Below are 21,412 nucleotides of genomic sequence, written 5' to 3'. Positions count from 1 at the left end.
TGGAAGGGGGAGGGATTATTATGTTGATTGAAGAAAGGGTGAATAGTACTTATAAATGGGTTATGTTAATTGTTGCGACGATTGCTCAAACAACAGCGACACTTATAACGTATGGTGTCGGGGTTTTCGCTTTATTTTGGAAAGAAGAATATGCACTTACGAATACGGAGAGTGGATTATTAGTAAGTGTTGTAAATGTTGGACCGTTATTTTGTATGCTTTTTGTCGGTCGGCTACTTGATCAACATAATGAAAAAATATTAATTTCTATCAGTTCATTTTTGCTAGGGAGTTCGCTTTTACTGACTAATATAGTAAATGGATTTAATGGGTTATTATTTGTACTTTTATTAATAGGAATGTTTTATAGTGTTTCCCAGCCAGGAGGAAATAAAGTGATTTTAAAATGGTTCCGAAAAGAAAATCGCGGATTAGCGATGGGAATAAGGCAAGCGGGTATACCGATTGGTGGCGCGTTAGCGGGAGTGTTAATCCCGTTTCTTACAGTACAATATAATATGACTTACGCGATCAATAGTATCGCATGCATTTGTATAATGGGAGGAGTATTATTTTTTGTGTTTTATAAAGAGCCATATGTTCAGGAGGAAGCGAGGAAAGGACATAATAACATTTCCTTTTGGATGGAGCTAAAAGTAGTGATATGCAAAAAAGAGTTGTATCCAATTTATATAACGGGTATTTGCATGATTTCATTACAAATGGTGTTAGTTGGACACTTCATGAAATTTTTAGCAGGGGAACAATCGATTACATCTATTGTAGCCGGAACAGTATTTTCAGTTATGTTCTTTTCTGGAATGATTGGTCGTATTGCATTAGCAGCTATTAGTGATGTGTTGTATAAGGGGAATCGGCGTATACCTTTATTTATAGCTGTCTGCGCTTCTATCGGCATGATTTTATTGTTAGTAATGAATATACATACAATAATGAGTGGAGTCTTGTATAGTGTAAGTGCATTGTTAGGATTCTTTTCAATTGGATGGTTTAGTCTTTTTATAGCCGAAGTTGCTGAATTGGCAAGTGAAGAATCTGTAGGAATAACAGTGAGTGTAGCACTTACATTAAATCAAATTGCTATTATTGTTGCACCTGTTTTATTTGGTTATATTGTGGATGAGAAAGGGTATGCGTATGCGTGGTTATGTATAGTAGTATTGTTAAGTATCTCGGCAGTCAGTTTATATAGAAAAAACAAGAAAATAAAAGAAAGTTAGCAATGTAAATTTTTTATGAAGAAAATATAAAGAAATGCCGAGTGAGCGACATTTCTTTTTTTATTTGTTGTATAATCAAAGTATAAATGAGATTCATTTTCAATGAAGTTCATTGCCTGTAATTTTAGCTATAATGATTTGTTTTTCTTTATCGTTATTTACATGATTTATTTTGTTTGAAAATTTTTAGTATCATTTCCTTTTAAAGTTGTAATCTATTTTACTTAATATTAAATTATAACTATATTTTATTGTAGGATAATGAAACGTCATATCATCTAAACGATTGTTTTTATCTGTGTTTTTCATCTTAACAACTCCGTTTCTTATCTTGTGTAACAAATGTTACATAAGATGTTGAAATTATAGTAGGGTGCATCCGATTGTATGGTGGAAATTTTGCGAGAAAGAAATACAATAGAGAGTAGCCGAAAACTGAATATGAGAAAAAGGAATCTAGTTCATTTAGGTGAATAATAGGTAGTATTATAAAAAATTTAAAAATTAATAGATATAGAATAGAATGGATGCGCGTTAAGTGAAACTATATAAAAGAGGGTTCCTATTATGCTAAAGAAATGGTTAATCGTTTTCTTTGTTTTTGCTATTTTTTGTGGGAGTGTCGTTGCACTAATACATGCAAATAAAGGTAAGAAATATGATATAAAGGCATTTTCTAATGTAAATAGTAAGCAAAAGGACGATATGCAAGAAGTTGATGCAACTGAGAAAAAACGCTATGAAGCTGTAGCTGGAAAACTAGATCAATATTTAAAAGATAAAGGATTTAATGGGAGCGTTCTTGTAGCTAGTAAAGATCATGTGATTTTACGAAAAGGTTATGGATATGCGAATGTGAAAGATAAAGTAGTAACAACGCCAAGAACGAAATATCGTATTGGTTCTATTACGAAAACGGTCGTTGCAATATCTATTATGCAGCTAAAAGAAAAAGGGAAATTAAATATTGAAGACAATGTAAATAAGTATATCCCATCGTTTCCAGCAGATAAAAACATTACGTTACGAAATCTATTAACACACACATCTGGCTTGCCAGATCAAGGACAAGGTAGGGTGGATGCAGGGTCACGTTTAAAGTTAGTAACGTGGATTGGAGCGCAAAAATTGCAATTTCCTGCAGGGACAGGCTGGAAATATACAGACTATAATTATATGGTGCTTGCATATATTGTAGAAAAAATTACGAATAAACCGCTCGCTGAATACGTGAAAGAAAATATTTTTACTTCTGCTGGCATGTATGAATCTGGAATGGGGGCGACTCTCCCAGAAGATATTTTTTTAGCAGAAGGTTATACGAGAAAAGATAATGAATTAATAGCTGCCCCCCGCTTAAAAATGAACTGGTTGTATGGGTGTGGTGAAATGTATACAACTGTTGAAGATATGAAAAGATTAGATGAGGCAATAATGGATGGAAAGCTGTTATCTAAACAAAGTGTATTAGATATGTTTACTGCATCACCTGCAAGAAAATATGGATTTAGTTTCTATACGTATCCAGATTATTATCATAACCACGGGGTATTAGCAGGGTGGAATACTTTTAATAATTTTAACTGGGATAAAAAAACATTCGTCATATTGTTCTCTAACGTTCAAAATGGTATGAATGATACATTTAATCAAGAGTTTAGGAAAATGGCGAATGATTTAATAGAAGGAAACGGAGCATGAAAGAGAAAGAGCCTCTAGCGAGAGGCTCTTCTTTTTTATAAAGTTGAAAACTCTTCAACAAGTTCACTAAAACGATGTAATGCACTTTCAATCGGTTCTGGCGTAGTTAAATCAACGCCAGCTTTTTTCAGTAGATTTAATGGATAATCTGAACTTCCACCTTTAAGGAATTCGAGATAGTTTTTCTGTGCATTTGGATCGCCGCTCAATAACTTATCGGCAATTTGGATTGCAGAAGCGAATCCGGTGGCATATTTGTACACGTAAAATGGACGATAGAAATGCGGTATTCTAGCCCATCCGTATTTTACTTCTTCGTCAAATACGAGGGAGTCGCCATTATATTCTCTAAACAAGTTTTCGTAAACCTCACTAAAGGTTTGGGCATTTAATGGTTTACCTTGCTGTGCCATTTCATGTGTGATTTTTTCAAACTCAGCGAACATGATTTGTGTAAAGAAAGTGCCTTTAAATTTCTCGATGAAATGGTTTACTAAATGGTTACGCACGTTAGCATCTTTTGCTTCTTTTAATAAATGATGAATTAATAGCACTTCATTTACTGTAGAAGCGACTTCTGCGACGAAAATAGTATAGTGTGCAGAAATTCTTGGTTGATATCCGTGTGAGTAGTGCGTATGCATGCCATGCCCACATTCGTGAGTAAGGGTGAAAAGGCTATTTAAATCATCGTGATGATTTAAAAGAATGAATGGATGAACGCCGTATACACCAAAGTTATAAGCACCGGAACGTTTTCCTGGCGTTTCTCTTACGTCAATATAACGTTTATCTTTAAAGCTTTTTAATGTTTCAATATATTCTTCACCTAAAGGAGCTAGTGATTCAATCATGATGTCAAACGCGTTATCATATGGAATGTCTTGTTTTACACCTTTTACTAAATCGACACTTAAGTCATATTGTCTTAGTTCATCGACATTTAATTTCTTTTTTCGAAGTTCATTATATGTATGTAAAGATTGAATGTTTTTTTTCGTCGTTTCAATTAAATTTTCATATACTTCTTTCGGAACCATGTCGCCAAATAATGATTTCTCTAACGCTGATGGATATTTTCTTAGCTTAGAAACAGTAACATTATTTTTAATAGCAGCAGATAAAGTAGAAGCGATAGAATTTTTCAATTGAACGTATGGCTTGTAATAAGCTTTATAGGCTTCTTTACGTTTTTCGCGGCTCTCATCTTCTATTAACTTTGCATACATTCCTCGTGTTAAAGTAACTTTTTCTCCATCATTAGTAGTCACTTCACCAAATAGTATATCTGCATTATTTAACATGCCGTATGTATGCTGAGGAGAGGAAAGTGCTTCGCCCATTTGTGATAAAATCTCTTCTTGGTCCTTATTCAATACGTGTTTTTTATAACGGTATAATTCAAATAAATCTTCTTTATAATATTGTAAGCCTTCAGCTTCTTCTATGTAAGTGTGTAATGTGTTTTCATCTACGCTAAGTAAGAATGGGGAAAAGAAAGATTTAGCCGCACTTACTTTCACGTGTAATTGTGATACTTTATCGACAAGAGATTGGGCGTCAGTATCGCGTGTATCAAGATCAGATTGTAATCGTGCATAAGCGAATAGTAAAGATATGATGCTAGAAATTTCTTCACTCTTTGTTAAATAGGCTAATAAACTATTGCCATCGTGAATATTTCCATTAAACTCTTGTAGTTCTTTCGTTAATACTTCAATTTTAGGAAAATCACTTTCCCAATCTTCAATGGTATCGTAAATATCCGTTAAATCCCATTTTTCTTTATCATCTACTTGTAGTCGATCTTTAAGTTCTGTCATAATCATTTCCTTTCTAAATATGTAGTTATATTTCTATATAACTATGAAATACAACAAATTGCAAAAAATCCCTGCTGAAAATTAAAAAGCCTTGCTAAAAGGCAAGGCTAAACAAATTATAATGTAATTCCGAATTTTGAATGTAAAAGATTTTTATATTGCACATCTGTAACTTTTTCTTTCATTTTTTTACCGTTTTTCGCTATTGTTAGACTATCCTTCGTTAAAGAAGCATGCCCATCTTCAGTTAGTTTTACAATAAGAGGTACTTTGTTAAATGGTGAGCACTCATGTTCAACGATAATTTTTTGTGCTGCATTTGCTTTTTCTTCATCCACTTCTTCTATATAAAATGCATAGCCTAACGTCCAATCATCAGTAGAAGATTGATCCAAAAACTCATTGTTTTTACGCATCTCTAACATGTAGTTTCCTTTTTCGGTCATTTCTTTACGAATACGATAATCTCCTGTAACGGAGTGAATGACTTCACCTGAGAAAGGAACAGGTGCAAGTGGTAAGTATGATCCGAATCCAACTTCAATTAAATAAAGCTCATTATGATGTGTTAAAACGGTTGCGATATGGCCAGAATCAACAGCCCATATAGAATTTGCAGCGTTATACACTGTTCCTGAAACGAGATGAACATCGAATCCAGCGTCTTTAAGGAAGTGATACATAGTAGGATTGAGTTCATAACAAAGACCACCACGATTGTTTACTAAAATTTTTTCTTTTAGATTTTCTTTTGATATTTTCTTAAAATTCTTTTCGAGAACATTTAAGTTTTCAAATGGGACAGTTTGTGCCATCGCGTACATAATGTTAGGTAAATCTTCAAATGAAACTTTGTCTTTTTCTTCTATATGTAATCGTGCGAAAAATTGTTTTTGAAAGTCTGTCATAGAAACCCCTCCGTTAAACGATTTATATATATTGTATCTAATATCGCAAGAGGAAACATCTGCATATGTGCGTACGACTAAAGTATGACACCTTTACTTCTTGCTATACATATAGTATGATGATTTCAGTAAATTAGATTTCAATGACCATAATATAAAATAATGAGAGGTGCTTTTTGTGAGTGCGGTAGGTACTAAATAGGAAAAATTGAATGAAATAAATCAGATAAGAACAGGGGATTTTTATGTATACCATACCCCTAATTTTGTCATGGATTTATTTCGATACCTATGAAGATACCTACAATACTTTATAAAGCGTGTAATAAGGGGATTGCCATCCGTTTTTTATGGTTTATTTCCCCATATGTTATTACTCATGCCTTGTAAATGTAAAAGCTGCGGTATCCCCGCAGCTTTTTTGTGTATATTTTTAATGTTTAAAAAGGGTAATTGAATAATGTAGAACTCATTGGAATCTAATGAGTAGGTATCTTCATTTATGATAGAAATCAATCATAGTGAGGAGAAACAAAATGAATACAATGACTTTTGAAAAGTTACAATATAACGAATTAAAGGATATAGTGAAATCTTATTGTGTAAGTGGATTAGGAAAAGAATTAATAAATAAATTAGAGCCGAGTGCAAGTATAAAAGTAGTAAGGAATCGATTGAATGAAACGACAGAAGCACGAGCTATATTAGATGCAGAAGGGCATGTTCCTTTCTTCGGTATTTCAAATATCGCAAGTACAATTCAAAAATTAGAAAAAGGGATGATTTTAGATCCAGAAGAATTAGTCAGTGTTTCAGACTTTTTACGCGGATGTAGAAAGATTAAAAAATTTATGTTAGATAAAGAATTTTTTGCACCAGTATTAGCTTCTTATGCAAATTCAATGACTGAATTTAAAAGTATTGAAGAGGAAATTAATTTTTCAATAAAAGGTAATAGTATTGATTCTGCCGCTAGTAAAGAGTTAAAACGAATTCGAAATAACATGGATTCGGTAGATGGGAAAATAAAAGAACGTTTAACGAAGTTTTTAAATAGCAGTGCAAATAAGAAGTATATTCAGGAGTTCTTTATTAGTAAAAAAGATGATCGTTATACGATTCCGATTAAATCTTCTTATAAAAATCAAGTTGCCGGAAGTATTGTTGAAGCGTCGGCTAAAGGTTCTACTGTATTTATAGAACCGCATACGGTTACAAAGTTAAATGCGGAACTGGCAAGTTTGAAAGCAGAAGAAGCGATGGAAGAATATCAAATTTTAGCGACTTTATCAGGAATGGTAGTAGAAAATATATATCATATAAAAATTAATATGGAATTAATTAGTCAGTATGATATGGTGTTTGCGAAAGCGAAGTTTAGTAAATCGATTGATGGAATAGAGCCGAAGTTAAATGATCATGGCTACGTTCATTTAGTAAATTGTAAGCATCCGCTTTTAAGTGGAAAAGTAGTACCATTAAACTTTGAAATCGGTCAAAACTATCGTAGTTTAATTATTACAGGGCCGAATGCGGGCGGGAAGACAATTGTGTTAAAGACGATTGGATTGTTAACATTAGCGACAATGTCAGGTTTGCATATTGCCGGAGATAAAGAAACAGAAATTGCTATTTTCGAAAATGTATTTGTAGATATTGGTGATAATCAAAGTATCGAAAATGCACTAAGTACATTTTCATCACATATGAAAAATTTATCTGAGATTATGAGGATGTCAAATAATAATACGTTGCTATTATTTGATGAAATAGGAAGCGGGACTGAACCGAATGAAGGAGCAGCACTTGCAATTTCTATTTTAGAGGAGTTTTATCTTGCAGGATGTATTACAGTTGCGAGTACGCATTACGGTGAAATTAAACGCTTCTCAGAAATGCACGATGATTTCATGAACGCAGCCATGCAATTTAATAGTGAGACGCTAGAACCGCTTTATAAATTAGTGATCGGTAAATCAGGTGAAAGTAATGCACTTTGGATTGCAAATAAAATGAACGTAAGAGAACGTGTACTGAAAAGAGCGAAAGAGTACATGGAAAATAAAGAATATACTTTAGAAAAAGTGAATGAAAGTAAAATTAGAAAGCCGAAATTCCTGCAAGAAAAAAGAGAAAATCATTACGAGTATAAAATTGGCGACCGTGTAAATTTATTGGATCATGATGATTTTGGTATCATCTATAAGGAAAAAGATAACTTCTATAATGTCGTTGTATATTATAACGGTGAATTCATTGAAGTGAATGTAAAACGTATTACTTTAGAGGTATCAGCAAAAGAATTATATCCAGAGGGATACGATTTAAATACGCTATTTGTCGATTATAAAGAAAGAAAAATGCAACATGATATTGAGCGGGGATCGAAAAAAGCACTTCGTAAAATTCAAAAAGAAATGAGAAAGAATAGAGGGTAATCCAGAGTGGTAACGATTAGACAAGAACGACAAACCGATTATAGAAAAACGGAAGAAGTTGTACAACAAGCATTTTTAAATGAAGAATTTAGTGATAAAAAGGAACATGAACTTGTAAAACGTATTAGAGAGTGTGACGCATTTATTCCAGAGTTATCAATCGTTGCAGTAGATGAAGAAATAGTCGGTCATATTATGTTATCTAAAATTACGATAGAACAAGATGGAGCTTCTGTAGATTCATTAGCGCTTGCACCAGTATCAGTTGCTACGGGATATCAGAAAAAAGGAATTGGTGGAAAGCTTATAGTAGCTGCGTTAGAAAAAGCGAAAGAACTTGGATACGGATCAGTTGTAGTATTAGGACATCCAGAGTACTATCCGAAATTTGGTTTTAAGAAAGCCAGTGAGTGGAATATAAAAGCACCATTTGAAGTGCCTGAAGAAGTGTTTATGGTAATGGAATTAACAGAGAATGCTCTTGAAAGTGTAGAAGGAGTTGTACAATATTCGAGTGCATTTGCTGAGTAGGAGTATCGGTTAAGAAATATAATCATAAAAGACGCTATCTTTTTGTATGGATATACAGAAAGGTAGCGTTTTTTATTAAGCGAAGCTACTTACATATATTTTGCTCAATGAATAATTGAGGTGTTAAAATTGAGATAGAAATGTAAAGGGAGAGAAAAAAGAATGAAGAATCGAGAAACAGATAGCAACGTAGTTACGTTATATGTTACAAGACATGGTAAAACAATATTAAATACGAACCATCGCGCGCAAGGTTGGGCAGACTCTCCGTTAGTAGAAAAAGGTGTGGAAGTTGCCTCTAATTTAGGAACGGGATTAAAAGATATTCATTTTACAAGTGCGTATAGTAGTGATAGCGGCCGCGCGATTGAAACTGCTAATTTAGTATTAAAATATAGTGAGCAATCAAAATTGAAACTTGAGCAAAGAAAAAAATTACGAGAATTAAATTTTGGTATTTTTGAAGGTGAAAAACTTGATAATATGTGGGATGCGGTTGGAAAAGCTGCAGGCGTTGCATCACCAGAAGAACTTATGAAGTTTTCTATTCAAGAAGTTATTGATCTTATTAGAGCAGCAGATCCTACGAAACAGGCGGAAGATTGGGAATTATTTTCTACTCGTATAAAAGCAGAGATAGATAATATTAGTGAAGAAGTAGCTAAAGATGGCGGCGGTAACGTTTTAGTTGTTGTTCATGGGCTGTTGATTACTACCTTAATAGAAATGCTAGACAGTAGTAAAACAAAACTTGGAGTGGAAAATGCTAGTGTGACGAAGATTTTATATCAAGATGGAACATATACAGTCGAGTCAGTTGGAGATATGAGCTATGTTGCAAAAGGGAAAGAAAGTGTGGAAATATAATCCTATCTCAAATAGATATAAGAAAAGGGAGTTAGTAAAATCTAGCTTCCTTTTTATTTTTTAGTGCATCATTTGAAATATTGTATCTTTATATTATGATTTTGTTTTTAATGTGTAGAATGTTTCTTTGTTCAACAATTGAGTCATTTAATTGAATAAGGGCGTATTTTTTTGAATAGGACCACTTTGTTAAAAAGGATACATCCAATTTTTAGCGAATACAGGGTTATAAATAAGAAAAGTGGTGAGGTAAATAGGAAAAGAATGTAATTCCTTTTTGGACAATAAAACAGAAAAATGTATAATTAACAGGCTTCAGAGCGCGGGGTGTGTTTTCGCAGAAGAAGAGACCAGGTTACTTATTTCAGTAGCCCAAACTCCAGAGGACCTCAAGAGAATGGTGGAAATGCGAGCCGATGGTTTACCACTTGAATATGTTGTTGGATACGCAAAATTTTGTGGGATGCGGATAGAAGTGGAGCGGGGTGTTTTTGTGCCTCGTCAACGAACCGAATTTCTTGTTCACCAAGCCGAAGCGCTGTCATGTTTTGGTGATATTGTCGTTGATCTCTGTTGTGGTTCAGGTGCTGTCGGTGCAGCTCTAGCGGCAGCTTTAGGAAGAGTTGAATTATATTGTGTTGATATTGACCCTATTGCGGTACGATGTGCAAGCCGCAATGTAATGAGTTTCGGTGGCCATGTTTTTGAAGGTGATTTGTATAAATCGTTGCCTCATTCACTTAAAGGCAACGTGAAGACCATACTTGCAAACGCACCTTATGTTCCTACTGATGCAATAAAACTGCTCCCACAGGAAGCTCGCCTACATGAACCAAAGGTGGCGCTTGATGGGGGAGCGGATGGACTTGACATTCAGCGAAGAGTAGCGAAAGAAGCATTTCTCTGGCTAGCACCTGGAGGTCATCTTTTAATAGAGACGAGCGAAATGCAGGCAAATCAGACCTTTGAAATCTTTGCTGGTGCTGGGCTTACCACGAAAGTAGCTCGAGATGAGGAATTAGATGCTACTGTTGTTATAGGATCGAAAGCTAGTTTTTAGTTTAAATCGGTACGTAGCCTTATTCATAAATAAAATGATAATTTCCTAGCGATATACAAATAAAAAACATATGCTTTTAATTGAGAAAAGAGATCGAAAATTATCCGAGCGATTTGAAGAAGAAAGGACATAACGTATTAGTTATGTCCTTTCATTTATCAACTTTTTTTACTATAGGTTTTCATAAAACTTAACCTAGATTCCTTTTCATTTTGTGAATTATGGAATCAATAAAATCTTCCCTGTACTTTTTCTGCTCTCTAATAATTTATGAGCACGGGCACCGTCTTGTAAAGAGAATGTAGTAGGACTTGCAATGTTTAATTTTCCAGTAGCGATCCAATCAAATAATTGAGTAGAGCGTTTTTTTCGTTCTTCAAAAGTAGTAAGCACGTTCCAAAGGTCTCCGCCAGTTAAAGTTTTTGAAGTATCCATAAGCATACGCGGATCAACGGGAGCAGGATTACCGCCAGCCATTCCGAAAAATACAACAGTACCACCAACTTTAGTAGCGTTAAAACTTTCCTCAAGTGTAGAGCCTACTGATTCATATACAACATTTACCCCGGTACCATTTGTTATTTCAAGTACTTTCGTAGCCCATGATTCCGTATATAAAAATATGTGATCGGCACCAGCTAATGTGGCTACTTTTCCTTTTTCGTTTGATGAAGTTAGGCCGATTACTTTTCCGCCTAGCAGTTTAATCATTTGAATAAGAAGTTGCCCAACACCGCCAGCTGCAGCGTGCACTAAAGCTATATCACTTTGTTTTATTTGATAGCTATCTTTCGTTAAATAATGTGCTGTTAAGCCTTGCAATAAGACAGAAGCGGCTGTTTCAAAAGAAATTGAATCTGGAAGCGGGATTGCTTTTTCTGATGGAACGGCAACTAATTCTGCATTTGCAAATGGAACATCAGTAAATGCAATACGGTCTCCAGGATTGATATTTGTAACGTTAGCTCCTACCTCTTCAACAATACCAGCCCCTTCATAACCTAATATATAAGGTGGATTGCCAGCAAGATGATAATCACCGCGGCGTCTGTAAATATCAGCGAAGTTTAATCCAATTGCTTTTGTACGGAGAAGAATTTCATTTGGATTTATGATTGGATCATGTATTTCTTTATATTGTAGTACATCTGGACTTCCAAACTGTTCGAAACAAAGTGCTTTCATATGGAATACCTCCATTATATTGTTTGTCGATGCTCTTTATCATACAATACAAATATCAATAGACAAAGAGGATTATTTCGATGAAATCAATCGGGAATTCCGATTGAAAAGAGGGATGATAAATGGAGATAAAACAATTAATTACCTTTAAAATCGCCGCGGACACTTTGAACTTTACCCAAACTGCGAAGAAATTAAACTTTGCTCAATCAAGCGTAACGGCGCAAATTAAAACGTTAGAAACTGAGCTAGGTACGCCGTTATTTGAAAGATTAGGGAAACGTCTTTTCTTAACCGAAGCAGGAAGAAAGTTTCAACTATACGCGGACAAGATAATCGCACTTAGTAACGAAGCGAAGACGGCTGTGAAAGATGATGAAGAAATAGCTGGTACGTTAACGATTGGTGCGCAAGAAAGCCAATGTACATATAGACTTCCTTCTATATTAAAGAGATTTAAAGCACAATTTCCTCAAATAAAACTTATATTTAAACCCGCACATTCCAATAAAGATGCGAAGGAACAATTGATGGATGGAAAAGTCGATCTTGCATTTATTTTGGATGAATGTAAAACAGAAGATGCTTTACATGTTGAGCCGCTTATGAAAGAAGAATTAAAAGTAGTAGCTGCTCCAGGGCATCATTTACTCCAGCAAACTTCTGTTTCCATAAAAGATTTAGGGACGGAAACACTTTTATTAACAGAACTAGGGTGCTCATATCGGACTTTATTTGAAGAGTTATTTCGCATCCAAGATGTGTATCCAGCAAATAAGATTGAGTTTGTTAGTGTAGAGGCAATAAAACAATGTGTTATTGCAGATTTAGGTATAGCCGTTTTACCGGCGATAGTAGTAGAAAAAGATATACGAGAGGGGACGATAAAAGAGTTACATCTAGAAAATACTATCAATCCAATTTTCACACAAATTGCTTGGCATAAAGACAAATGGATGACAGTGCCACTGCAGCAATTTATTGATGTGACGAGGGAGTTTTTTACAACGGATTAAGTGGAGAAATATTTATTTTCTATAAAAGAAGAAATGGTAATTTTGTATTGAGAATCGATGCTTGCATGAAACGAGTATCGGTTCTTTATGTTTTAAATAAAGGATGTTTTCAAATGTGTATTTCTCAACTTTTTTTCTTACAAGGGTAAGTAAATTTCTTCGTATATTCCAATAATCGTAAGGGAATTTACAACTTTTATTCGTTTCTGTAAGATGCCTCTAGGCAGCATGAAAGGAGGGGCGTACATAGGGGATAGATATACGTACTTATTTTGAGGGAGGAGATTTACAATGTTTAAAAAGTTAATGAAAGTATGTGTGTTAAGTGTAGCGAGTGTAGGGGTATTATTTAGTTTTCAAGGAAGTACATTTGCAGCTACCGATCTGAGTAGTTATTATGACGGGAAAAATCCAGCAACAACGAAAGTATACGGGGGAAGTACAACGTGTGATGCAGATGGATTTAATGCAAAGTCTACAGCGGTATACGAAGGTAGTAAAAAAGTAGGGACAGTGTATTTACGTTACAGTAATAAATGTCATGCAGCTTGGGCTAAGTTTGTTTTAGATCAACCAGCACCAGCTGTTTCAGGAGGAGTGTATGCGTACGCTGTTGTGAATAAATACAAAAATGGTGTGTTTCAAAAATCAGTCACTTCCAATCAAGGAAATGGCACAATTAAAACTGGTCAAACGAGTACTTATACAGGAATGGTATTTGATTTAACTGCTGATTTCGGATACACAGCAGATGCTGAAGCAGTTACGTTTAATAACGGTTACGGGAAAACAGCACGTTATTAATAAAGGAGTGAAATTATATGAAGCTATTAAAAAAGGTGAGTGCATGTTTATTGTTATCTTTACTCGTTGTAACTAATATGTTTAGTACGACTAATAGCGATAAAGCATACGCAGAAGACCACTCATATGATGGGAAAAGTCCTTATTATAATAGCTGTGATCAATCAGCAGTAACGAAAGAGAAGAAGTGGATTAATTCAAATTCTTATGTGGAATTAAAATTTAGCACGACGTGTAAAACAGCATGGGCAAAAGTTACTATAACTCGCCTGGCAGTTTATAATAACGAAGCTGATGCAAGAATTGTTAGAAAAACAGATGGAAAGGCATATACTTGCGGAAGTGCTGGAGGAAATGGTGTTGTAAATAAAGGGCAAACATCATGCTATACACCAATGGTATATGATTTAGATCCAAGAAAGGCACAAGCACAAGGGAAACATGCTATACCAAATAGTGATGCTTATAATTATGCCGAGACTATTTGGTATTGATGAGGATATGGAGATTGTAAGGTAGAATATTTTAAGAGCATGTTTTGATTGGTTTTCAAAACATGCTCGATTTGTATTCATCCTAAGCTTTTTGATATCAACTAATCAGGTCTGTATCAGGAGGAACATATCCAAGGTGTCTAGCCATAGATACAATTTGTCCTTTATGGTGAAACTCATGCGTCTCCGTATGAGTTAAAAGCCATAGCGGCGTTGTACTCCAAGGTTCTTTTTGCCATTTTACTTCATTTGCTATATTGTCGAGCCATCGGTCATTGTATTCATCTAAAAAGCGTTGTACGGTCTCATCTACTAACTTAAATCTAGTACGAACTTTTTCCACATCTGCATGCTCAATTTCGTAATCGCTAGCAAATGAAAAGTCTGCTCGCTTTTGTTTAAATGCGAATGATCCAAGCCAGTATCGGTAGCAATCGGCTACATGAATATGTGTCTTTATAATGCTACCGCTCCCGAAATTCGGAATTGTGCTATGTAATTTTTCTAGTGGAATTTCTTCCAAAAACGAAAATAGAGTTTCTCTTGTAGAGCTAATAAGATTATATTGTTGTTTTAAAATGTGTAACATGCAAGTACACTCCTCCTTTATTTACATAGTAAGTAATTCTATATTTACGAGGAGTGAACCTTTTTATTATTTTTAATAAGCATATTAGATGTATTTCTTATTTGTTTCTGATAGATTAAACAAGGTAAAACTTTAATAAGTTGAACATTCTTAGTTCATAATAAATGGTACATGAAGAAGGGGAACGATAAAATGAATAGACTAGTTGGCTTAAAACAATTTGAAATAACGCGCGGTGCGTTACTTACATTTATGGAGACGCTAGATGATAAAACTGCAGATACGCAGCCAAAGGGTTTTAACAATACAATTCGCTGGCATATCGGTCATGTGTTAACGGCAGCAGAAGTTTTCATGTTTGGAAAAGAATTCAAACAATTACCAACGGAATATCCAGGTATGTTTGGATATGGATCAAGACCATCTAAATGGACAACAGCAGGACCATCGTTAGAAGTGTTAACGGTTCAATTAAAAGAACAAGCAAAACGCATTAAAGAAATTCCAGCAGAAGCATTTGAAAATAAACTGCCAGAGCCATTCCTAGGATTGGAAACAGTAGGGGAACTTTACGGTATGATGCTTTATCATGAAGCTGATCATATTGGGCAAATGAAGGCGATGGAACGTATTATTAAAGCTCTTTAGTCTTAATTGCATATAACGAGCAATACAGGTGTAATGTTAAATAATATATACAAAAAAGGTAGATAAATTATTATCTACCTTTTTTGTATAACTTCTTGAAGGATTAGGGATTATCATCGTGATGCTGATGAAGAAGGGCTAAAAAATAATATATAAGGATAAAGAAATTATTATTTTTATGATGGATTATTAATTATAGTATTCCTAAATATGGAATATGCGTATAATAATAGAGAGGAACTAGAAATAGGGGTGAATACTATGATTACATTAGAACAAAAGCTGGAGCAATATACACATACATATGCACAGTTAAAGGGAGAACTAAAATGGAAAACGAGTGATTCTCGAACAGGAATGATGATTGCTGCTATGTATGCAAGTAGTGATAAATTGCTTGATCTCGGACGTTTTTTAGAAATTAGTAGTTATATTAAGAATGAGGTAGGGATGTTTTCATACTTAAAGTCTTATCATCGCTTTGTAGTGGCCGCGACATTAGATATTCACTTTACAGATTATAAGAAAGCTTTTCGAGAATTTTTAGATTTATATGAACAATTGGTCGCTGGTGGCTTTAGCCGCAGTATATTTACTTATCTTGCAGCAGCTGTGCTTTTAACAGAAGATAATGAGCATCATGGCACGCACATTCAGCGTTCAATGCAAGTATATAAACGTATGAAAGAGGATCATCTTTTCCTAACAGGTACAAATGATTATCCGCTCTCCGTTTTATTAGCAGGACAATCAGAGCATGTAGAAACACTTATGGACCGAGTGGAGCGTGTTTATCAGAAACTAGCAAAAGCTGGCTTGCGCAAAGGGAATGACCTCCAATTTCTAAGCCATATTCTTTCACTAAAGAAGGATGTCAGGGAAGAAATATTAGTTGCAACATGCACAAACATATGGAATTTGTTAAAGCAAGAAAAGGTAAAAGTGAAACAGATGCATTACCCAGCAATCGGGCTATTAGCGTTACTTGAGGATGGAGAAAAAGAGATTCATTCTATTAAAGCGTTGATTGAAAAATTGCAGGGAGAGAAATTATTCCGTTGGCATACAGATACGAATATTCTTATTGCTATTCAACTGTTCGTAAGTCAGAAAGGTGAGGAAAGTAAAGCTACCAACACAGGTTTACAAACAATGATAGAAGTCCTCATCCAAGCACAACAGGCAGCTATAATGGCAACGTTTGCCGCTTCATCTGTAGCAACATCTTCAGCTAGTAGTAGTTCATAATGTGTAACTGTTTATGCTGTTGTAAATTATAACTCCTTTGATAAGGATGGTTTAAAAAATATTACTAAAAAAAGCCCATCACCCCCTAATGAGTGATGGGCTAACTATTTTATATAATCAGTATTATCTTTTCAACTGCTTCAAATGTTTGAGTTGTGTAACAATCATAATGCTAATGACAACGAGTAAAAACCATGAGCTGATTTTACTTAAGTGAACGAGATTCCAAGCTTCCCGTTGGTTTGGATATTGCCATGCACCGAAAAATGTTGCGATGTTTTCTGCAATCCAAATAAAGAATCCGATAAGAAAAAAGGCGAGAACGAGCGGCATTTTATATGTAACGCCTCGTAATGAAAATTCCACAAATGTTCGAAAGAAAACGATGAATAGAAGTAACGTTAAGAACCATCTAAAATCGTATAGAAAATGATGTGTGAAAAAATTGAAGTAAATCATTGCTCCTAGAGGTATTACAAAAATAGCTTTCGGCCAATGATACATTTGTAAATGTAGTCTTCTCCACGCTTGGCATATGTAACTTGCAACACTTGCATACATAAAGCCGCTGTAAAGTGGAACTCCAAAAACCTTTGAATATGCCTCTTCCGGATAACTCCATGAACCGAAATGAACTTTATATATTTCTAGTAAAAGGCCGATGAGGTGGAAGACAGTAATTACTTTTAATTCGTCTTTCGTCTCAAGGCCAGTCTTGTACATAACCCACTGCATAAGAAGGCATACGATGAGTATGAAATCGTAGCGGTATAACCCTGGGATCGAAACGATTTTTGAAAGGGCTAGTGTTAAGAAAATAACGACTGGGAATAAGCAGGATAATGCTTGTTCATAGGTAAAATAGAGTAGTTGTTTTATATATAACATTGCATCACCTTAGATATTTTTATTTGAAAACTCAAAATAATGATTAAGTATACTACACTTTTAAAAATAAGCTAGTAGGTCTATTTTGCGTGTATTTGTAAGTTTTGGAAGGGAATTGTAATAAGTATTTTAATATTTAGCGAAGTGAAAAAATAGTTTGCTATTTAAAAAAAGTGGCGATATAATATCTAAATGAAAATGATAATTATTATCAATAATAATTACAAATAAAAAATAATTATAAAAAACAACTGAATATAAAGGATGAAATGAAACATGTTACATAAGCCTGCTGTATATGCTGGCAATAATCGCTGGCTACATATTAAGTTCATATGTTTCATGAGCTTAACAATTTTATTTTTAATCGGCTCTATATTTTTAGCTGTTGCATTTGGTGCAAAGGATATCCATTTACAAACCGTATGGACAGCGGTTTTTGATTATAATCCGAAATTAACACAGCACCAAATTATTTATGAATTAAGACTCCCAAGGGTAATTGGTGCAGCAGTTGTAGGAGCGGCTTTTGCAGTGGCTGGAGCTGTTATGCAAGGAGTAACACGAAATCCTTTAGCGGATGCAGGTGTGCTGGGTATAAATGCAGGTGCGATGTTTGTAGTAGCACTTAGTTTTGCCTTTTTCCCGCATATGCCGTATTCCTATTTAATGATTGTCTCCTTTATTGGAGCGGTCTTAAGTACAGTGCTCATTTTTATTATCGGATCAGCAACATCAGGCGGATTAACACCGATGAGATTAACGATCGCTGGGGCAGTTATGGCTGCGCTTTTACATTCGTTAAGTTCAGGTGTCGCGATTTATTATGACTTAAGTCAAGATTTAGCTTTTTGGTACGCTGGTGGTGTTGCAGGGGTTAAGTGGGAACACTTGAAATTTTTGGTTCCTATTATTCTCATAACCATTGTTTTTGCGACAATTTTAGGGCGGTCTATTTCACTCATATCAATGGGTGATGATGTCGCTACGAATTTAGGAGTAAAAACGAACCGAACGAGAATACTAGGGATGATTATAGTAGTCATTCTTGCAGGTGTATCTGTTTCAGCTGTTGGCTCTATTGGATTTGTAGGACTAGTTATCCCGCATATTGCTAGAAAATTAGTTGGTGTTAATTATCGACTCATTATTCCTATGTCAGCATTTTTAGGAGCCATGTTATTAGTTGTAGCTGACTTAGGGGCAAGAACAGTAAATCCTCCTAAAGAACTTGCAATAGGAATTATGGTGGCTCTTGTTGGAGTTCCGTTCTTCCTCTATATAGCACGTAAAGTTGGGAGGGAGTTGTAAGTGAAGAAGATTTTAAACACAGATAAAACGAGAGCCGTTATTGTAACTACAATATTTGGTTGTATTGGTATCGCTGTCATTTTGCTTAGCTTAAATACGGGGACACTTAGCATTGCACCGCTCAAAGTAATTCAAACGCTTTTCGGTCATGGTGATTTTGAGAGTGCAACCGTGCTATACGATTATCGTATGCCAAGAATTATAATCACAATGTTAGCTGGTATTGGCCTTGGGATTTCCGGTGCGATTTTGCAAGGGTTATCAAGGAATGCGTTGGCCGATCCTGGTATTCTTGGATTGCATTCAGGTGCATCTTTCGGGCTAATTATATTCGTTACTTTCTTTCACTCTATTAATGAGAATGCATCGATATTAATACCGTTATTTACATTTGGCGGAGGAGTATTAGCTGCATTTCTTATTATTTTACTTGCGAGTGATCGGTCAAAAGGCTTACTTCCCATTAGACTTATTCTCGTTGGTATTGCGGTTTCAGCTGGATTTAGTGCAATTTCGTTATTTTTCTCTCTCAAGTTAAATGATGAGACATATACATTCGCTTCTAGATGGCTAGTTGGTAACGTGTGGGGGAGGGATTGGATTCATGTCCTAGCATTATTACCTTGGATTTTCATACTAACCCCGTATGCATGGCTAAAATCTAAAACGTTAAATGCATTGTCACTAGGTGATAGTGTAGCAGCAGGACTTGGTGTTTCTGTTCAAAAAGAACGGTTACTACTTTTAGCTACAGCGGTTGGATTATCTTGCGCAAGTGTATCGATGGCAGGAGGGATTGGTTTTATCGGTTTAGTTGCTCCGCATATCGCAAGGAAGTTAGTAGGTACTACATATCAACATTTCCTTCCTTTAGCTGGCATTATCGGAATGATTATTTTAGTGCTAGCAGATACGATAGGTCGTTCTATATTTGAGCCAAACTCTATTCCAGCTGGTGTAGTAGTGGCCGCATTAGGAGCACCTTATTTTCTTTATTTACTTACAAAAACAAAATAAATACTTCAAAGAGGAGAACATATGAAAAAGAAACTTACTATTTTATTTAGCATCATGTGTATTTTAGTATTAGCAGCATGTGGTCAAACGAAAGCTAATGAAGAGGCAACGAAAAAAACGGAAAAAAGTAATGACCCAAAAATTGCTTCAATGTCTATTCATTTAACAAATGATTTACTTGCATTAGGGATTACACCAGTAGGTTCTGTAATTGGTGGAGATTTAAAAGATTTCTTACCACATGCAAAAGAACAACTGAAAGATACGAAAAAACTTGGTGTTGTAACTGATCCGAATATGGAAGCATTACTTCAATTAAAGCCTACTGACATTTATGTGGATGAAAAATACGCGGGTAAAGATGTAGCGAAATACGAAAAAATTGCAAAAACACATACTTTCAATTTAGATGAAGGTACGTGGAGAGACCATTTAAAACAAGTTGGTAAACTTGTAAACCGTGAGAAAGAAGCGGATCAATATATTCAAGATTACGAAGAGCAATCAAAACGAGTAAAAGGTTTAATAGATAAAGAGCTAGGTAATAACGAAAAAGTAATGGCAATTCGCGTTACTGCAAAAGAATTACGTGTATTTAGTACGAAAAGACCGATGGGACCAATTTTATTCCAAGACTTAGGATTACAACCTGCAAATGGTGTAGAGAAAATCGATGGAAACCGTCCTTTCGAAGTCATTTCACAAGAAGTATTACCTGACTTTGATGCAGATGCTATTTTCGTTGTTGTAAACAGAGACGATAAAGCAAAAGCTGCATTTAAACAACTTCAAGAAACACCAATCTGGAAAGACTTAAAAGCAGTTAAAGGCAAGCACGTATACATTATCAATGACCAACCGTGGCTTGACTATTCTGCTTTAGGAAACAAAATGGCAATGGATGAAGCGGAGAAAATGTTTACGAAATAATATCAATTCGTCGTTAGGAAGATCCTCTAAATTTAGAGGGTCTTTTTTTATTGTTAGAATAAATGAAAAATTATACAATGAATTTAATTTAACGTAGAGGAGATGTGCCAATGTCAGCGCTTATTGTAAGTATCCCGTTTACAAAGCAGTTTATGGAAGAAGGGGATAAATAGGCTAAAATAAGTATCCCCGTTATTAAAAAAGGGGGAGTTTGAAATGACGATGAATTTTATCAACATAAAACGATTAAATTAACAGCTATGAGAGAAGCAGTTCAAAGAGATGGGAAGTGTTTTGACCGTATGATTATGGGGATATTGCGGGATGAATGGATAGAGCTACAAGGTTAGAAAGTATATTCGAAATTATATATGTAGTATGCAGGAGATATAATAATAATTGGCGAATTTTTACAGTGTACTGATTGCATTGATAAGGAGCTATGTGAGATGAATTTAGAAAAAGCAAAACCAGTAAATGAAGAGGTCGCTGAATTAAAGGAGTTAATTAAAGAATTGCACGGAAGTGTACATCAATTGCAAAGCGAAGTGCAGCAACTAAGGCACGAAAGACCAGTTGTTGAAGTGAGAAAAGGTGTTCAACTATCACCAGCAATCGTTGGACAAATTGGTGGTATGATTTTAGGTGGATTAGCAATTATCGGTATATTTTGGTGAACGAAAAAAGGTATGCAGTTTAGCGCTGCATACCTT

Annotated in this window: 20 protein-coding genes and 2 pseudogenes; 16 read left to right on the top strand and 6 right to left on the bottom strand. The window is 34.9% G+C overall.

Going from position 1 to position 21,412, the window contains the following annotated elements:
- Positions 1-20 precede the first annotated feature (20 nt).
- Positions 21-1,241, top strand: coding sequence for an MFS transporter (locus tag ACTFR9_RS09520; protein WP_229136664.1), 1,221 nt, complete (start codon positions 21-23; stop codon positions 1,239-1,241).
- Between the two features lie 99 nt (positions 1,242-1,340).
- Here ACTFR9_RS09520 and ACTFR9_RS09515 read toward each other — a convergent pair.
- Positions 1,341-1,550, bottom strand: a pseudogene (locus ACTFR9_RS09515) (hypothetical protein).
- Positions 1,551-1,808: 258 nt separating this feature from the next.
- Here ACTFR9_RS09515 and ACTFR9_RS09510 point away from each other — a divergent pair.
- Positions 1,809-2,942: a serine hydrolase domain-containing protein gene (locus ACTFR9_RS09510; RefSeq protein WP_000915223.1), complete on the top strand. Its 1,134-nt coding sequence runs from the start codon at positions 1,809-1,811 to the stop codon at positions 2,940-2,942.
- Positions 2,943-2,977: 35 nt separating this feature from the next.
- Here the strand turns inward: ACTFR9_RS09510 and pepF are convergent, their stop codons facing one another.
- Both pepF and ACTFR9_RS09500 read right to left on the bottom strand, forming a co-directional pair.
- A complete protein-coding gene (gene pepF / locus ACTFR9_RS09505) occupies positions 2,978-4,765 on the bottom strand; it encodes an oligoendopeptidase F (protein WP_229136665.1) in 1,788 nt (595 codons plus the stop codon).
- 116 nt (positions 4,766-4,881) lie between these two features.
- Positions 4,882-5,673 carry an arylamine N-acetyltransferase family protein gene (locus tag ACTFR9_RS09500; protein ID WP_103141371.1) on the bottom strand — a complete coding sequence of 264 codons (792 nt, stop codon included), beginning with the start codon at positions 5,671-5,673 and terminating at the stop codon, positions 4,882-4,884.
- A 536-nt stretch (positions 5,674-6,209) separates the two neighbouring features.
- Here ACTFR9_RS09500 and ACTFR9_RS09495 point away from each other — a divergent pair.
- From ACTFR9_RS09495 to ACTFR9_RS09480, 4 genes are all read left to right on the top strand, one after another.
- A complete protein-coding gene (locus ACTFR9_RS09495; protein WP_001095174.1) occupies positions 6,210-8,111 on the top strand; it encodes an endonuclease MutS2 in 1,902 nt (633 codons plus the stop codon).
- A 6-nt stretch (positions 8,112-8,117) separates the two neighbouring features.
- A complete protein-coding gene (locus ACTFR9_RS09490; RefSeq protein WP_000256495.1) occupies positions 8,118-8,642 on the top strand; it encodes a GNAT family N-acetyltransferase in 525 nt (174 codons plus the stop codon).
- Between the two features lie 162 nt (positions 8,643-8,804).
- Entirely contained in the window at positions 8,805-9,509 is a 705-nt protein-coding gene (locus ACTFR9_RS09485; protein ID WP_000797124.1) for a histidine phosphatase family protein, read from the top strand.
- Positions 9,510-9,786: 277 nt separating this feature from the next.
- Positions 9,787-10,569, top strand: a complete 783-nt coding sequence (locus ACTFR9_RS09480) for a putative protein N(5)-glutamine methyltransferase (protein ID WP_076856370.1) — start codon at positions 9,787-9,789, stop codon at positions 10,567-10,569.
- A gap of 219 nt (positions 10,570-10,788) precedes the next feature.
- On the opposite strand, the gene ACTFR9_RS09475 is transcribed toward ACTFR9_RS09480, so the two are convergent.
- Positions 10,789-11,754, bottom strand: coding sequence for a quinone oxidoreductase family protein (locus ACTFR9_RS09475; protein WP_076856369.1), 966 nt, complete (start codon positions 11,752-11,754; stop codon positions 10,789-10,791).
- Positions 11,755-11,876: 122 nt separating this feature from the next.
- Between ACTFR9_RS09475 and ACTFR9_RS09470 the strand changes: the two genes are divergently transcribed.
- The 3 genes from ACTFR9_RS09470 to ACTFR9_RS09460 all read left to right on the top strand — a co-directional run bounded on the left by ACTFR9_RS09470 (position 11,877) and on the right by ACTFR9_RS09460 (position 14,068).
- The gene (locus ACTFR9_RS09470; RefSeq protein WP_071741747.1) at positions 11,877-12,770 is read left to right on the top strand and encodes a LysR family transcriptional regulator; all 894 of its coding nucleotides are present in this window, start codon (positions 11,877-11,879) and stop codon (positions 12,768-12,770) included.
- 291 nt (positions 12,771-13,061) lie between these two features.
- On the top strand, positions 13,062-13,574 hold the full coding sequence (locus tag ACTFR9_RS09465; protein ID WP_000473749.1) for a YjfA family protein: 513 nt from the start codon (positions 13,062-13,064) through the stop codon (positions 13,572-13,574).
- A gap of 17 nt (positions 13,575-13,591) precedes the next feature.
- Positions 13,592-14,068 carry a DUF2690 domain-containing protein gene (locus ACTFR9_RS09460; RefSeq protein ID WP_076856367.1) on the top strand — a complete coding sequence of 159 codons (477 nt, stop codon included), beginning with the start codon at positions 13,592-13,594 and terminating at the stop codon, positions 14,066-14,068.
- 97 nt (positions 14,069-14,165) lie between these two features.
- Here the strand turns inward: ACTFR9_RS09460 and ACTFR9_RS09455 are convergent, their stop codons facing one another.
- Complete coding sequence (locus ACTFR9_RS09455; RefSeq protein ID WP_076856366.1) at positions 14,166-14,657, bottom strand: DinB family protein; 492 nt, start codon at positions 14,655-14,657, stop codon at positions 14,166-14,168.
- A gap of 171 nt (positions 14,658-14,828) precedes the next feature.
- Between ACTFR9_RS09455 and ACTFR9_RS09450 the strand changes: the two genes are divergently transcribed.
- Positions 14,829-15,305, top strand: coding sequence for a DinB family protein (locus ACTFR9_RS09450; protein ID WP_001997933.1), 477 nt, complete (start codon positions 14,829-14,831; stop codon positions 15,303-15,305).
- A gap of 210 nt (positions 15,306-15,515) precedes the next feature.
- Positions 15,516-16,553 carry a DUF4003 domain-containing protein gene (locus tag ACTFR9_RS09445; RefSeq protein ID WP_229136666.1) on the top strand — a complete coding sequence of 346 codons (1,038 nt, stop codon included), beginning with the start codon at positions 15,516-15,518 and terminating at the stop codon, positions 16,551-16,553.
- Positions 16,554-16,676: 123 nt separating this feature from the next.
- Here ACTFR9_RS09445 and ACTFR9_RS09440 read toward each other — a convergent pair whose 3' ends face one another.
- Complete coding sequence (locus tag ACTFR9_RS09440) at positions 16,677-17,441, bottom strand: DUF817 domain-containing protein (protein WP_000965757.1); 765 nt, start codon at positions 17,439-17,441, stop codon at positions 16,677-16,679.
- A 276-nt stretch (positions 17,442-17,717) separates the two neighbouring features.
- Here ACTFR9_RS09440 and ACTFR9_RS09435 point away from each other — a divergent pair, with 276 nt between their 5' ends.
- The 5 genes and pseudogenes from ACTFR9_RS09435 (at position 17,718) to ACTFR9_RS09415 (ending at position 21,376) form a co-directional block, all read left to right on the top strand.
- Entirely contained in the window at positions 17,718-18,752 is a 1,035-nt protein-coding gene (locus ACTFR9_RS09435; RefSeq protein WP_000902672.1) for a FecCD family ABC transporter permease, read from the top strand.
- Positions 18,753-19,769 (top strand): FecCD family ABC transporter permease, encoded by a 1,017-nt coding sequence (locus ACTFR9_RS09430; protein WP_229136667.1) that lies wholly within the window; start codon positions 18,753-18,755, stop codon positions 19,767-19,769.
- Between the two features lie 21 nt (positions 19,770-19,790).
- Positions 19,791-20,699: an iron-hydroxamate ABC transporter substrate-binding protein gene (locus ACTFR9_RS09425; RefSeq protein ID WP_229136668.1), complete on the top strand. Its 909-nt coding sequence runs from the start codon at positions 19,791-19,793 to the stop codon at positions 20,697-20,699.
- Positions 20,700-20,959: 260 nt separating this feature from the next.
- A pseudogene (locus tag ACTFR9_RS09420) lies at positions 20,960-21,049 on the top strand (GNAT family N-acetyltransferase); the annotation flags it as partial.
- A 99-nt stretch (positions 21,050-21,148) separates the two neighbouring features.
- Positions 21,149-21,376, top strand: coding sequence for a hypothetical protein (locus ACTFR9_RS09415; protein WP_001047302.1), 228 nt, complete (start codon positions 21,149-21,151; stop codon positions 21,374-21,376).
- The last annotated feature ends 36 nt before the right edge of the window (positions 21,377-21,412 follow it).

The sequence above is a fragment of the Bacillus cereus group sp. MYBK222-1 genome (assembly GCF_051916425.1).
GTDB lineage: Bacteria > Bacillota > Bacilli > Bacillales > Bacillaceae_G > Bacillus_A > Bacillus_A paranthracis.
This window is presented reverse-complemented; position numbering and strand designations above follow the sequence as displayed.